General features: G+C 43.8%; 16 protein-coding genes. 10 read left to right on the forward strand and 6 right to left on the reverse strand.

All coding sequences use genetic code 11. From position 1 onward, the window contains the following. The 10 genes from ABL924_RS15755 to ABL924_RS15800 form a co-directional block, all read left to right on the forward strand. The coding region (locus ABL924_RS15755) for an XRE family transcriptional regulator (RefSeq protein WP_349028067.1) at positions 1 to 172 on the forward strand (172 nt) is incomplete at its 5' end. Between the two features lie 103 nt (positions 173 to 275). Beyond that, positions 276 to 521 (forward strand): hypothetical protein, encoded by a 246-nt coding sequence (locus ABL924_RS15760; RefSeq protein WP_349028052.1) that lies wholly within the window; start codon positions 276 to 278, stop codon positions 519 to 521. Positions 522 to 557: 36 nt separating this feature from the next. Further along, a complete protein-coding gene (locus ABL924_RS15765; RefSeq protein ID WP_349028053.1) occupies positions 558 to 1,520 on the forward strand; it encodes a hypothetical protein in 963 nt (320 codons plus the stop codon). Next, positions 1,517 to 2,083 (forward strand): hypothetical protein, encoded by a 567-nt coding sequence (locus tag ABL924_RS15770; protein ID WP_349028054.1) that lies wholly within the window; start codon positions 1,517 to 1,519, stop codon positions 2,081 to 2,083. The genes ABL924_RS15765 and ABL924_RS15770 overlap by 4 nt, the downstream gene beginning before the upstream one ends. Next, a complete protein-coding gene (locus ABL924_RS15775) occupies positions 2,080 to 4,878 on the forward strand; it encodes a hypothetical protein (RefSeq protein ID WP_349028055.1) in 2,799 nt (932 codons plus the stop codon). Before ABL924_RS15770 ends, ABL924_RS15775 begins: the two co-directional genes overlap by 4 nt. After that, positions 4,878 to 5,750 carry a hypothetical protein gene (locus ABL924_RS15780; RefSeq protein ID WP_349028056.1) on the forward strand — a complete coding sequence of 291 codons (873 nt, stop codon included), beginning with the start codon at positions 4,878 to 4,880 and terminating at the stop codon, positions 5,748 to 5,750. The genes ABL924_RS15775 and ABL924_RS15780 overlap by 1 nt, the downstream gene beginning before the upstream one ends. A 124-nt stretch (positions 5,751 to 5,874) precedes the next feature. Next, on the forward strand, positions 5,875 to 6,108 hold the full coding sequence (locus tag ABL924_RS15785; protein WP_349028057.1) for a hypothetical protein: 234 nt from the start codon (positions 5,875 to 5,877) through the stop codon (positions 6,106 to 6,108). Then, on the forward strand, positions 6,101 to 6,502 hold the full coding sequence (locus tag ABL924_RS15790; RefSeq protein ID WP_349028058.1) for a type II toxin-antitoxin system VapC family toxin: 402 nt from the start codon (positions 6,101 to 6,103) through the stop codon (positions 6,500 to 6,502). Before ABL924_RS15785 ends, ABL924_RS15790 begins: the two co-directional genes overlap by 8 nt. A gap of 232 nt (positions 6,503 to 6,734) precedes the next feature. Continuing rightward, positions 6,735 to 7,667 carry a hypothetical protein gene (locus tag ABL924_RS15795; RefSeq protein WP_349028059.1) on the forward strand — a complete coding sequence of 311 codons (933 nt, stop codon included), beginning with the start codon at positions 6,735 to 6,737 and terminating at the stop codon, positions 7,665 to 7,667. Then, positions 7,657 to 8,208 carry a hypothetical protein gene (locus ABL924_RS15800; RefSeq protein WP_349028060.1) on the forward strand — a complete coding sequence of 184 codons (552 nt, stop codon included), beginning with the start codon at positions 7,657 to 7,659 and terminating at the stop codon, positions 8,206 to 8,208. Before ABL924_RS15795 ends, ABL924_RS15800 begins: the two co-directional genes overlap by 11 nt. 273 nt (positions 8,209 to 8,481) lie before the next feature. On the opposite strand, the gene ABL924_RS15805 is transcribed toward ABL924_RS15800, so the two are convergent. The 6 genes from ABL924_RS15805 to ABL924_RS15830 all read right to left on the reverse strand — a co-directional run bounded on the left by ABL924_RS15805 (position 8,482) and on the right by ABL924_RS15830 (position 14,348). Continuing rightward, positions 8,482 to 8,610: a hypothetical protein gene (locus tag ABL924_RS15805; protein ID WP_349028061.1), complete on the reverse strand. Its 129-nt coding sequence runs from the start codon at positions 8,608 to 8,610 to the stop codon at positions 8,482 to 8,484. Positions 8,611 to 9,158: 548 nt separating this feature from the next. Beyond that, a complete protein-coding gene (locus ABL924_RS15810; RefSeq protein WP_349028062.1) occupies positions 9,159 to 10,166 on the reverse strand; it encodes a hypothetical protein in 1,008 nt (335 codons plus the stop codon). 4 nt (positions 10,167 to 10,170) lie between these two features. Continuing rightward, the gene (locus tag ABL924_RS15815; protein WP_349028063.1) at positions 10,171 to 11,367 is read right to left on the reverse strand and encodes an RtcB family protein; all 1,197 of its coding nucleotides are present in this window, start codon (positions 11,365 to 11,367) and stop codon (positions 10,171 to 10,173) included. Further along, positions 11,367 to 11,789 carry a hypothetical protein gene (locus ABL924_RS15820; RefSeq protein WP_349028064.1) on the reverse strand — a complete coding sequence of 141 codons (423 nt, stop codon included), beginning with the start codon at positions 11,787 to 11,789 and terminating at the stop codon, positions 11,367 to 11,369. Before ABL924_RS15820 ends, ABL924_RS15815 begins: the two co-directional genes overlap by 1 nt. Positions 11,790 to 12,039: 250 nt before the next feature. Then, a complete protein-coding gene (rtcA, locus tag ABL924_RS15825) occupies positions 12,040 to 13,068 on the reverse strand; it encodes an RNA 3'-terminal phosphate cyclase (RefSeq protein ID WP_349028065.1) in 1,029 nt (342 codons plus the stop codon). A 242-nt stretch (positions 13,069 to 13,310) separates the two neighbouring features. Then, positions 13,311 to 14,348, reverse strand: coding sequence for a hypothetical protein (locus ABL924_RS15830; RefSeq protein WP_349028066.1), 1,038 nt, complete (start codon positions 14,346 to 14,348; stop codon positions 13,311 to 13,313). Between the last annotated feature and the right edge of the window lie 111 nt (positions 14,349 to 14,459).

Consider the following 14,459-nt stretch of genomic DNA (forward strand, 5'->3'; position numbering starts at 1 on the left):
AGCGGACAACAACCTTACCCAAGAGCAAGCGGCTGTGCAATTGGGCGTATCGCAAGCCAGGATTTCTGATTTGGTGCGCGGGAAATGGAAAAAATTTAGTTTGGATATGTTGCTGACATTGGCGGCAAAGGCTGGGATTCGCATCAAAGTTATTTTTGACCAGGCGGCTTAAGTTTCAGGGCATCGCGGTTACGTTCAGCTAACCATTGATCCAGGGTAGTGTGCTACCTTTTCTGTGATAAACAGTGGATAAGCGAGTACTTAAGCCTTAAATAATGATTAATCCACGTAGCCTGATTAGGGCGCTTGATAAACACTGGGAGGCCATAGAACGTATTGTTTTGCTAGGTCGTGACCAGATTGGTTATGAGCGCGACGAGGTGCTTGCATTACTTGGAAAAATCTATGTGCATGAATCTGTTGAGCAACATATAGAACGCTTGCAGCAACTCGTTAATGCGGAATTATTGATTGAAATGTCGCACAGCAATACGCTCCAACTTAACGATAACGTTCGCTAGTTTGTCGGCAACTTACTGCATGAGCACGAACTTGGCTTGTCGGACATCTTAAAAGCCCGTATTAGTGACATTAAAACCGCCCTTGAAGAATTGCACCAAGCCTTTCAAGAACGAGATATGGCGGCGTTGCAACAAGGTGCGGTGCGCATTGATAATCAACTTCGGCAAATATTGCAACAACTGGATCAGGACACCCATGCCATTCAGGATATAGCCGAACGCGCCAAAGGGGCTGATGAACGTATGCCTCTGTCGAGACGTTACCGTGAAGTATTAGAAGCTTATGACCGTTATGTGCAACCAATGACCGAACTAATTGATCCTTTTGCTGGCGGCAGTTTCTATCCGTTATTGGAGGATGCCGAACGTGTGCTGGAATCGTTATCCCAGCAATTGCATAATCAAGGCGGTTTATACAGCCATCAAGTCCTGTTGCGCCAAGTTGGTTTTAGGGTGAAAGATTTACGAGAAACTGGTCGTCTTGCTCTAAATCAATGCACCAACATCTTGATGCCTTTGCGGGAAGAAATCCGTCGGCACAACCACCTCAGCGCTGCCATCGGACAATTATTAGGCGATGTACGCAAAAAAGGCTTACGCCGAACCTTTCCACAAAAAAGCTTGCCGGTTTGGCGTAAGGAACGTCCAGTATCGGTTGCCATAGGTGCTGAATTATTAACCTTGATGGAACAGGTGCGCCACTATCAGCCTAAAGCGGTTAATTTTCCCGAGCAGACGGTTGAAGAAATGCAGATACCGCTTGAACGCGTCGATGAAGATAGTATTCGAAAGCACCTTTACCAAAATCTTCCGGTATTGGACTTGATGCAATGGTTAGTCAACCATTATGGTTATTATCAGGATGCCACGCTGTTAAAGCTTTATCACAAATTCATCCGCCTTCCCGATATTAGCACAAGCCCTACTACGGATGAAACCCAGATTTCGCTTAAAAAAGTCCGCATTCGCTTGCACAGCCACACGCTTGAAGCCTTATGACAATAGACTTAAAGCAACTGCCCCAATTACAACCCCTGTTTAAACTGTTAAGTTCTGGAGCCCATTTAAACCGCTTACAGGACAGTGAGCTATGGGTAGAACTTGAAAATCATCAGAGTCAATATGAAACCTTGTTTGCTGCATTAGGCTTTAGTCTCGTATTGGATGGACGGGGTTACGCCTACTTTAAAACCGATCAAGCCAGCGCTTACACAGGAAAACTCACACGTCGCCTGGCATTGCTGTTGATGCTGCTATTTGAATACCAGGCCGATCAAGGTTTACATTTGTTCCAGTTCCAACAGTGGCAGCTTGATACGCCGTTAATTAACAAACTCCATATCCATTATCATGCCATTTTGGAAGCCGAAGAAATCACCAGTCCCCAAACAATCAAGGAAATATTGGACAGTGCCGCCCGTATTGGTTTCCTGGTCTTAGAAGATGGCGCTTACCGGCTACTGCCAGCCGTGCACCGCTATCTGGACTTGTTTCAAGAACTTGCCCAAGCTGAGCGAAATGACCCAATACAAACCGAAGACGACGCGGAGGATACGCTTTGAGTTTGGCGCAGTATGGATTCCAGAAGCTTGTGTTACTCAATAGCGCCGGTTACAGCCGCGCTGAATTGCCGCTAGACGATTCAGTATCGATTATTGCCCCCAACAATACCGGCAAAACCAGCCTGATTAATGCATTGCAGTTTCTGCTTATTCTCAACAAACAGCACATGGATTTCGGGGCGCATAGCCCTGAAAATACCCGGCGCTTCTATTTCCCTGACAACAGTTCGTATATTCTGCTCGAAGTGTTGTTACCTTCCGGGATGGCGGTGATTGGTTGTGTTGGTAAAGGCTTAAGCCATGATTATGAGTACTTCGCCTATCAAGGCAGCCTTGAACTCGATGATTATCGATTGCAAAATGGTCACCTGGTTGCCCAGCCGAAATTGATCAGCCGCTTATTTGAATGCGGCAAACCAGCCAAAATTTACCAGCAAGCCGATTTACTGGCATTGTTGTATGGTAATCGGCAAAAGCAGCGTTCGGATGACCCTGATTTAACCATCTTTCCACTTGAGTTTACCTCCCAATCCGGAACTTACCAACGCATCTTGACCCGAACTTTACGGTTGGATCGTTTGGATAGCCGGGAAGTAAAAACCTATTTGCTGGAAATCTTCAAAAATGACTTACAGGATCGTAGCGTTGATTTTAAAAGCGAATGGGATAAAAACTTCGCCGATGTCAATTACGATAAGTCCCAATATGACGCTGTGTTTCGCAACAAGGCGCTGATTGAGTCCATGGAAAATAGCCAGCAGATACGCCTGGGGTTGCGTGGCAAAATCATCCAGTGGCGGCCATTGATCGAACAAGGCTTAAATGATTGGGAAGCCCATTTTCAAAACAGTTCAATCCAACTGCAACAACGCTTTGAGAGTTTGACGACTGAAATCGGCACATTGGAGCATCGCCAAAAAGCCATTTTCCAAGATCAAGCGAATGCCAATATTGCGTTAAAAGAACATGAAAAAAAGGAAACGCGTTTTCAAGAATTGACTGTCCGATTTCAGTTTGTCTCTGATGCTATGCAGTTGGAAAAGCAACGGCAAGCTTTGCAGGAACAACGCGATGATTTGGTCACCCGCATCAAAAATGCCGAGCAACATCAGTCATCCGATGCCATCAAAAGGAATATCGCCAAAATCCGCAAAGAACGGGACGAATTGAACCTGCAGTTAACTAACCTTAATGACAATTTTTATTTGCAACTCCAAAAGCTTTTGCCAAAAAGCAGCTTCGACCTGTTGACACGGCTTTTGGCTAAATCGGTCTTGAGCTTATCTGTCACTGAAGGTAATGCAATTAATCTGCATGATAAATCAGCCTTCCAATCGTTTATTGGCGTGCTGGAAAGCAAGTTGTCGGGAAATCTCCTGAAACTTCCCGGTTTTTCCCTTGATATATCGGCGCTTGAAGCGAACCTCACCATAAAAACAGCTTACGAACTTGAAACTGAAATCGACGATTGCACACGGCAACTAGCAGAGTTGGAAAAGCTGTTTCAAACCGTTGAAACATTGGCACAACAAAAACAGAAGCAAACAGGGCTGGAACGGCAAATCAAGGCGCTGGATAACGATATTCAAGACTATCAAGAATTGGTGTCACTCAAAGAAAGTGAGTCAACCAGATTGCAAACGATTGCCGAAATACAACGGAACATTGCTGGGCTTGATCAGGAAGAATCAACATTGGCCGATAACAAAAATAACCTCTCGGCAATACAAGCAAGCCTTAAAACTGAACAAGGTGAGTTACAAAGTCAACACCAACGCATCAATGCTGCCCGCCATCAGCGCTTGGATCAACAACCGCCTTTCAATTTTTTAGAACAGCTACCATTTTTACCTTGCATGGAAGCAGCGGCATTGGCTATGTCGGCCTTAGCAGACCAGATTGAAAACTATAACCGCGATTGCCAAAAGCTACGGCAAATCGATGACAACCTTGGGCTTCAACTCGGTAAATTACATCAAGAAGGTGTGAGTAAGTTCCAAACCCAGGATTCCGCCGAACAAGAGTTGGTTGCCTTGTTCAACTACACCGCACAACTCAGTCAGGAACAAGCATCCATTGAGCGCAAAGCCCGTTCAGCCGTCGTCCAGGTAGCTGCCATCTTGCGTGATTTGCGCAATAGCCTAGAGTCATTCAAACGGCGGATGCGGGAATTTAATAACAAAATTAATCGCCGCCAGCTTTCAGACCTTAAGGTCTTTAAAATTGAACCGAGGGAAGAAGATGCCTTAGTCAAGGCAATACAAACCTTGATCTCAACCTCAGAACAGGTCGATTCGGGCAATTCATTCGACCTGTTCGACCATAATGCAGTGCTGGACGACAAAGAACTCAATAAGGCCAAGGATTTACTCATCAAAGAAGGCGAAGCCCGAGGCAGCTTACGGGTTGAGCACCTGTTCCGGCTGGTTTTTATCATCGCCAAGGAAGGCCAAGAACCAGCCGAATTTGAGGACATCGACAGTGCCGCCTCAAACGGTACGGTATTGATGGCAAAACTCATCACCGGCCTCGCCATGCTCAATCAAATGCAAGACCCACGTAAACAAATCAAGACAGCCTGTTATTTGGATGAGGCCGCATCACTCGATCAATACAATCAGCACAATTTGATTGAAACGGCGGCTGAGTTCGGATTTTCGCTGATTTTTGCTTCCCCAGAACCGCAAATTACCGCACGCTATTGCGTGCCTATCGGCAATGTCCAAGGTAAAAACTATATCAGCCGCCTAAATTGGCAAATTCTCGAAGCCATTCCCCCTGAGAACCAAGCCTGATGTCACTTTTATCTGAAGCCTTAAAACGCTTGCTAGCGCAGGAACAACCACTTAACGCGTCGGATTTCACCCATGGCCAACGTAAAGCGTTGGAACAGTTCGCCCTTAATACCCGCCTTATTGAAGTCAAAAAACAAGGCAACGGTGTAGTTTATCGGTTGATTGATCGGCAAAGCATTAGCAACTATGTTCGTCAGCTCCATCCACTGGAAGATGAACTATTGCTTTCGCTTCTACCCAAGCGCAGCCGTAATATCGGCACTGACCTTGGCAGCAAAAAGGGACAATCCGGCCACAACAGTTTTTATTTACTGATGAAAGCCTGGGATAGCGATGTGGTCTGGCAATGTGGCGATAACACGATGAACCCTTCGGATTTGACCGAACGTTTGGGTGTGGCCGCCATGCAGGTTAGCACGAATAATGCGTGGCATTGTACCCGCCCTTTGTTGTTAGTTGAAAACCAAGCATTATTTGATCGCTGCGACTGGTTGCCCGATGAGTTTAATGGCTGTCTCGTCTATTATGCGGGGCAATTATCCGACATAGTACTTAAATGGTTTTCGGAACAAAAGCGAGCTAATGACGTGATCCTCTTCCCGGATTATGACGGTATCGGGTTGGCTAATTACGCCCGGTTGGCCGCTACGTTGCATCCCAATTCATTGTTACATTTTTACTGGCTCACGGATTGGGAAAATAAATTGCCGGTCTACGGTAACGTTGAGGTTTGGTCAAAAACCCGCATCCAATTTGAAAATGCAATGCAAAAGCTGGATAACATGAATGCGTTGAACAGCGACTTGATTAAATTGGGGCAACTATCGCAACGCTGCGGTAAAGCGTTAGAACAAGAAGCCATTTGGTTGTAACGAGAAGCGGTCAATTGGAAAGATAAGTGAACTGTTGACTAAAATCGTTTTACTGATTTAATTTTTTCGATTTTCAACAGCAGTGATATTATTGTTGAAATATTCAACAAAAGCAGGTGAAACAATGGCCACTATGAATTTCAGCATACCCGATGACATCAAAGACAAGTTTAACCAAGCCTTCCACGGCAAAAATAAAAGCGCAGTCGTTGCGGACTTGATGGTTGAAGCAATAGAACGGAAAGACAAACAACAACGCAGTAAAGCGGCTATCGATAGGATTTTAGAACGCCGTAAACATGCGCCAACTGTTACTGACGAAGAAATCCGCGCGGCAAGGGAAGAATTGCGTGCATGACAAAATTGTCGTCGATGCCAGTGTTGCCCTGAAATGGTTTTTGCAGGAAAACGAAGATCATTGCGACGAAGCCATTGCTTTGCTGATGGGCTATCCATTAATCCAGCCACCGCATTTTATAGCTGAAGTCGCGGCTGTTTTGGCACGTAAAAAACCCATTGAGGCCGACCAGGATTTAGCTGACTTGCTTGAAGTCGAAATGACGGTTGCCGACGAACCGACTATTTACCAACAAGCTATAAAGCTTAGTATTGACCTTAACCACCACCTATTCGACACGCTATATCATGCCGTTGCCATTGAAACTAAAGGCGCACTTTTGATTACCGCCGACAACGTGTATTACGAAAAAGCCAAACATTTGGGCAGGATAAAATTATTGGCTGACATTTAAGGCCAGGAGCAATGTGCTGTTGTTATAACATTTAAGCGACTTAAGGTGGTTTTCGACCTTGCCCTACCGTGCTTTAAAACAAAAACAGTGGACTTTATGTTAGAGTGATGAGGAATATTGTTGGGCTTCATAGCGTCAGCACCAACCTACGATATACCCAACATACGGGATACAATCTCGCTTGTATGCTAGATATGCTCCTAATAATGACATACAGAAAGTAAGGACAGAAATGCATTCACTATCACCATATTTAATGAGATGTTTTAATCCTCAGCTACAAGGAAATAAAATAGAAGATAGATATACAATTCTCGATAAAGTTGGTCAATTTGATACGTATGTCTTGATTAAAGAATACATTGAAAGCAAAAGCGTTGGATATCATCTTGTAGAAAAATCGAAACAGGTGTTTTGTTTTGAAGGTATGGAATTTGATGTGGAGAATCGGCTTATATGTGGTTGGTTTCAAGTAGGTCACTATGGCACTAAGTCAGACATAATCAACATTAGCACTGGCAAAGTCGATTTTATAAAAGCACAAGATAACGCTGATATTATTAAGCATTTTATCTACTTTTTCTTGCCTAAGGGATTTAACGAAGGTATTGCTTTTTTCCATTCGTATCGTGGCAATGGCATAAAAACATTATTTTTCGAATTGTTTAAAGACTATTTTCTTTCTAAAACAAAACTTAATTTGCAAATGAATCCACTTACTTATGACAAAGCTTTAGCCGCTTGGGAAAATGCAAATGCGAAAGAAATTAGATTAATAAAGTTTTCTGCTTTGAACGATATTGCAGATCAAATTAAAAAATTGGGACATAATGAACAAGAGCTAAAGATCAAGCCTCGACGAAAAAGTACTTTCGGAAAGCTTAAGGATTATTTCAATCAAGAATCCGAGCAGGCGAAAGCTATAGAGCTATTAAGTCCATTATGCTCAGAAATAAAAACTGTAGTTGAACTTAATGGTAATAAACGTACATTTATTGTTGGCAAATCAGCTTCAAACTCTATTTGCGAAATTGAAGCACCAGAGGATTTAGAATTAATTGATGGTAATCCCAAGTTTGATGCTATAAAAAAATGGTGTGACATTGTAACCGAGGAATTTTCCAGCACTATGTATCCTGGACTAGGTAAATGTAATGAGCAGTAAACTGAATGTAATGGAAATCATTACTGGCCATCACAAGACATTAAAAAATTCAGACGGTACAGTTGCTGGAACTGATATCTTTGTTTTTTATCTGTTACCCTTGTTTTTATCTTTTCTATCAATAATCTGCTTATTTGATATTGATAAGGACTTGTCTTCGTTATTGGTGAATTTCGGGTCAATTTTTACAGCACTACTTTTGTCTGTTTTGGTATTAGTGTATGACCAGGAATCTAAAATAGAGCAACTTAAAGGAAATGATGGCTTGTATATATTGAAAAAAAGGCTGTTGATGGAGCTATACTACAACATAAGTTATTCAATTCTTTGTTCTTTATTATTAGTGCTATTAAGTTTTTTTCACTCAATTATAGATGGCCTTACAAATCAAATAAATATATCTAATTTACAGATAACAGTTAAATACGATGTATTTATAGCAACACCACTAATAGTTTTTATTACTGCAAACTTGTTCCTTAATATTGTCATGATTGTTAAAAGGATGCATTCAATGTTAACTACTCATCATGGAATATGAACTTTCACATGACGAGAGCCGTAGATACGATTAGCGACAGCGTAATCGCACGTATGAGTTTTTTATTGATTATACCCATACGCCTATCGCTAATCGGAGCTACGTGGGCTATGTCCTTTATTTCGACACTTTAATTGCGATAATCTATTGTGTTATCTTGAGAATAAGCACGATAGGATGTGCTGAACGAAGTGAAGCGCATCGGTCGCGAACGATGCGCCTCTTCCACGGCAGCAACCTATAGCTCAAGTTACAGGCGTATCTTATTTCCCCTCAAAGCCCCAACCCATCCAATTCATCCAACAATTGCAAAGTCCGCTTTGGATTGCCGCGTAATTGGGCGGCAAGGAAGTGTTGTTTGGCTTCTTCTTCCGCCAAGACTTGTGTGGAGAGTTCAAGCATAAATTTGTTAAGACTGATGCCCCGCATTTGGTAATGGTTTTCAGGCGTTCAGCCATGTCGTCCGGTGGTCGGATGGATAAGGTAGTCACGATATTAATAACCTCAATAGGTGTTCCACTGTGATGACTCCATAACCTAAACGCTTGAGTTCGGCTTGGTCAGAGTCGGATAAATTGTTGGTAATGATATAGCTGATACCGGTGACAATGGCAAGTTCTAGTTAATGTGGGTAAACAAACGATCAATCAATGATATTACAATCCGGACATTGTCTTTAAGATTAAATCCTTTGGGTTGATCATAGGGTTATGCGACATCCCATCAGGCAGTTTTAACTGGGTAGTTTCCGTTTGATGAGTTGCTTCAATCGTTTTTAAGTGACTTAATAAGCGATACAAAAAGCGATGTTCCCGGAATCACTCCGGGAACGAATTGTTGTTGATAAACAGTCTTCTTCTAGTTCTTCCTGCCAAAACTCAAGCTCATCTTGTAATTCTTGCTTGGCTTCGGTACGTATACCAGATTTGGAACGTTCGTGTACACCACACTTACGCAACAAGGGTGACAGGGCGACCGGGTTTCTCGGTCGCCGTCTTGGTAATGTCGGCATAATTTCCTCCTAAGTTGATGACATGCCACTGGGTGCCGCCCAGTCGCTTTTCCAATTTCCGGAACGTCCTGTGTTGTTGCAGGAATTCCGGCGCTTTATCTGTTTGGCGAAAACAGAATTTTCGGGGCAGGCTGCTGTACAGCGACCTTGGCGGTTGAGTGTATTTGATCCGCTTAATCGCCCCGCCAGTTTCCGGCGTGTGCAGGTAAATCTTGGCAATCCCCAACTCCTGACGGATAAACTGCAAGGCAGCCGTCAAAAGCGCTTCATCCCAAATGTCGCCGTAATCAGCCAATACAGCTTCCAGATAGCAGCGCAGCTTTTCCGGTTTGGCATTTGCCCCCAAGTTGTAAAAGCGGGTTTTGCCGCTTTGGATTTCACCCAATAGGCGTTTTGCTCGCCTTAACCAATCGGTTTGCAATTCTTCGATGAGTGCTTCGTTGGTGTTGAAGTCAAAATCGATCCTTGCCCAGGCCAGGGTTTCCCTGAAGAAGTCACGTTGTTGCCGTTTCAGCACAGGATGCATCGAGCAGTTGAACTGGTGATAGTCGCTCGGTTCCGCCAGCCGTTTGAAGAATTCATCATGTTTGTTGCTGAAATTAAGTTGCAGTACCAGGCTATAGCCGTTGCGGGAAACCTGATCCCAACTTCTATCCTTGTCGTCCCAGATGTCGAGGGTCAGCAAGAACGGATCTATGCGGTTGCCCCAAGCCAAAGACAGATGTTCCTGACGCAACTGGCCATCGCCCGATTGCGCCAGAACATCCTTAACCAAAGGTTTGTGCAACAGACCCGAATATGCCGACTTTTTCAAGTCGGCAATCGCGCACTGCCTGCCGATAACTTGCGACAGCAAGAACACCGCGTACCTATCTTTGTAGTAGTAAAACGGCGTCTTGCCTACCGGCAAACAAGCCAATACTTCTTGTGCAGTTTTAATATCCATAAACTCATCCTTTAATACACAACACCTGCTTTAAGGTGTGCACCACTTCCACCAGATCGCTTTGGTTTGCCATCACAGTATCGATATCCTTATAAGCACCGGGGATTTCATCAATAACCCCGCTGTCTTTGCGGCATTCAACACCTTGAGTTTGGTGTTCCATATCATCCGTGTTGAAATGGCGTTTCGCCTTACCCCTGCTCATCATCCGGCCTGCGCCGTGTGAGCTAGAGCAAAACGACATAGGGTTACCCAAGCCACGCACAATGTAAGACTTTGCCCCCATACTGCCTGGAATGATACCCAGCTCACCTGCTTGCGCGCTGATTGCACCTTTGCGGGTAACCCAAACTGAAGCATCAAAATGCTGTTCCCTAGCCACATAGTTGTGATGGCAATGGATAGCTTCTTTGGTAATGCCAAACTTAGGCAATTTCTTACGTAAGGCTTCGCACACCAAATTCATCATTTCACGCCGATTGACCAAGGCGTAATCTTGCGCCCAACTTACGGCTTCCAGATAATCATCGTAATGCTTCGCACCTTCCTTGAAATACGCCAAGTCCTTATCCGGCAGATTGATAATGTGTCGCCCCATATCCTTCTTCGCCAGATTGATGAAATACTCACCAATCACATTGCCGATGCCACGGCTACCGGAATGCAGCATTACCCACACATCATTTTTTTCATCCAGGCACAGCTCGATGAAGTGGTTGCCACCGCCCAAGGTGCCCAGTTGCCGCACCCAAGTTTGGTAAGGCTTCTTTTGCATCGTGTTGATCTTGGGGTGTTTGCCCAAAATCTTATGCAAACCTACCGACAAACCCGTCACCGTCGATTGTTTTACGGGATCGTGCTTGTGTTGGTTGAAGCCGACCGGAATCGCTGCTTCAATCAACAAGCGTAAAGACCGCAAGTTATCCGGCAAATCATGCGCCTTAATCGACAAGCGCAAGGCATTCATGCCGCAGCCGATGTCCACACCAACTGCCGCCGGAATAATCGCGCCGATAGTTGGGATCACTGAGCCTACCGTCGCCCCTTTGCCGCAATGCACATCCGGCATCACGGCAATGTGGCTATGGATAAACGACATCTGCGCCATATTCAGCAACTGCTGGTACGCCTCGGCCTCAATGTCATCGGTATAAATTTTTACCGGCACTTTGCCTTTGGTAATAATGGTCTTGATTGGCATTAGCCACCTCTTTTTGCTACAACACCAGCATACCGAAAACGTAACACGGGAGTATGTTTTCGGTTTACTGCCTGCGCTAAAGCGCACCGCAGAAAACCTTGCACCCGCTTTAATGCTGCCAGTATTTCATCGCCTGAAACTTGAAGGTCATTCCCATAATGGGCAGCGGTCACACAGAGTGATTGGCCTTCCTGTTCTGGCACAACCGATATAACGTGTAAGTCACGCAACAGCGGATGTTGGGTTTCGCCCGCTAACACCAACGTGACAATGCGTCTGGCTTCTTTGCACAGCTGCAAGGTCTTATGTGACGTTTTCGGGCGCGATTCTTTCACTAAATAACGTGGGTCAATGCCATCTTCCTCGCCGAATTCGACGCAGAGGGAAGCGGCAGTCGCAGCCCAACTTGTTTGGTTTTTCATTAGAAAACTCCCACAGACCGACATTTCAGGCAAAGCAAAGCCTTGACCTAATCGGTCGAATTAAAAAAATTGGTTTTTGTGTGTGGAAGCCCGATCCGTTGTCAGATCGGAAGAGAAGGTCTACCGTGGACTAACGAATGCAAGGCTGAATTTAATTGCACTATCGAACATACAGCCTCCTACTTTGTGGTTGGTTAAAATTAAGGGCGCAATTTTACGCAGAAATAAATGGTTGTCAAATATTATTTTCTTACTTGTTTGACGTTAGCTTTACCGCAAAAGCCCCATTGCCCAATTTTTGCGTACTAATAGCAATCGGCAAGAATTTTTTAATGATCTCCGCATTGGTTGCCGCATGTTGGCTCCATTCGGTGGCAGTAAATGAGCCGCCGCCCGCTAACGCCATCGGCAATAACAATTGATCTGCCAAATAGCTATCAACCGCCGCATGGCTGGCTAAGTATTTTTGTGCTTTGGACACCGCGCCTTTAGCAAGGACTTCCGCCGCCACTCCGCGCTCGGCAAAACCGGTGAACACTTCGGTGACCTGTTCATGCTCCACCGTAATCAACAATACGTTCCCTGGTCCTTGATCACGGTTAATTTCCCGCAGCAACAATTGCTCATCACCCCAGGATAACTTTTGCTTCACGACGGCAAGCTCACGTTCAGCAATGTGGGCTGGTAACGCCGCAAAATAACTTTCCGCATAAGCCTTAACCCGTTCACCGCGACTTTCCAAATGCAAAGGCACAAGGCGAGTGCTGGGTTTAATGGTTGCTGTAATTTCACCGCCACCTGCCGGATAAAAACCGAAGCGGTTTAACTGCAACTCCACATCAACGCCCATTCGCTTTAACAGCGGGATAAAAGCCTGTTGCAAAAAATGGAACGGCGGACTCATCGTATTATGCGTACCGCCGGTAATCACCAGCCGACTTTCCTGCTCTGCCATAAACAAAGCCGGTAACACCGTTTGCAACACCAAGGTACAACTGCCTGCCGTGCCGATGTTAAAGTGGTAATCACCGCCTTGCAATTTGTCGGGTGTAAAACTTAACTCCGTTGAACCGACTTGTGCACCATTAACTTCTGCACCAGAAATCGCTGTCGCCGCATTCACGGCGGTCAAATGCTGGCGCATTAAACCCGGCGTTTTACGTTTGGCACGTATGTTTTTAATCTGGATGGCTTGTCCGGTGATAATAGCTAAGGATAAGGCTGTGCGTAAGATTTGGCCGCCGCCTTCGCCTTGGGAGCCGTCGATTTGGATGGTCATAGTTTTATCTGTTCCTTGATTTGATTGTTTTGTTTTTATAATTAACCGTTCGTCCTGAGCCAGTCGAAGGATGAACACATTATTTGTGACGCTCACGCGACTGTTGTTTTAATGTGGGTTCTCGTACCCACGGACGAGATACTTTTCTTTGTACGGACAAAGAAAAGTATCCAAAAGAAATTCGCCCGATACCGCTTATCTCCTGCGTTCCAAAGTTTTGACTGGGCATTAAAGAAATATGGCTAATTCATTAATTCATAAGCAAATTGCAATTCTGATTTTCGGTTTTTAATCATCCACTGTAATGTCGCAATTAAAACGGCAAGAGCTATTTTTTCATTTGCTGATATTTCCAAATCGAAATCTTCAATACGCTCTGTATCAAATTCTGAAAATCTTAAAGGTAAATCAATGTCCCCATGTAAAAGCCTTGAGCGGAAATCATACATCGCGCCAAAAGCCTTCTTATTCGAACTACGTTTTCCCAATATTAATTCTGTTTTTTCCAGTAATTGATTTTTAAGACCGACATTATTCTTTGTATAAAGTGCTTCTAATCCTAAAAGAATCCATGCAAGATCAATATTGTTACTTTGAAATGATTCAGGTATTACATAACTTAAAGCACTTATTGCTCGGCCTGTTGAGCCGATGCCAACACCATTTTGAATAAATTTATAATCTATTAGCCATTGCCTAGCATCCTTAATATTAATTTTAAAAAACGATGGCCAACTGTTTTTTGCTGCTTCCATTGCAAAAAACAAATGTTCAGTATAAAAGGACTTAATAGGCTTATAGTACTCATTTTCTAGGAAAGAATAACCTTCGATTAACGATATGCTTCCTGGTCTTACGGTATTACACATAAGAATAAAAATACGTATCTCATAAATGATTTCACTCATTACATCATCTTTTACTACTCCCAGTAATTCATCCAGCGTTATTTTACCTTCGCCATTTTCTCGAATAAAATCTGCAAGTATCTTTTCAAAATCTACATTGACTTTTGCTATCACCTCAATAACTTTATATTTTCTCCCAGTAGCAGCGGGTTTCCATATTTTCTTGATTAATGTGCATTGTTCTGGAGATTGATAAATATTAAAAAATAGAGGTACCTCATCATAAATCGAATCAAATGGATAGATTGTTGTAACCTTACCAGACAATGACATGACTTCTTCAAGGCATTCCTCTTGTAGTATTTTTTGCTGGTCAAAAATAGGTAATGGAATCATGACTGGAAGTACAAGTTTTATGTTTAATTCCATCATCTTTATTTAACCTTTGGTAGTGGCTAAACATTAACTGATAAGCTCGAATTATAGGTAACGACAAACCAATGAATCATGCCGTCATGCCACGTTGCACACTTGGAGAACGAG

Source organism: Methyloglobulus sp., assembly GCF_040079455.1.
Lineage (GTDB): Bacteria > Pseudomonadota > Gammaproteobacteria > Methylococcales > Methylomonadaceae > Methyloglobulus.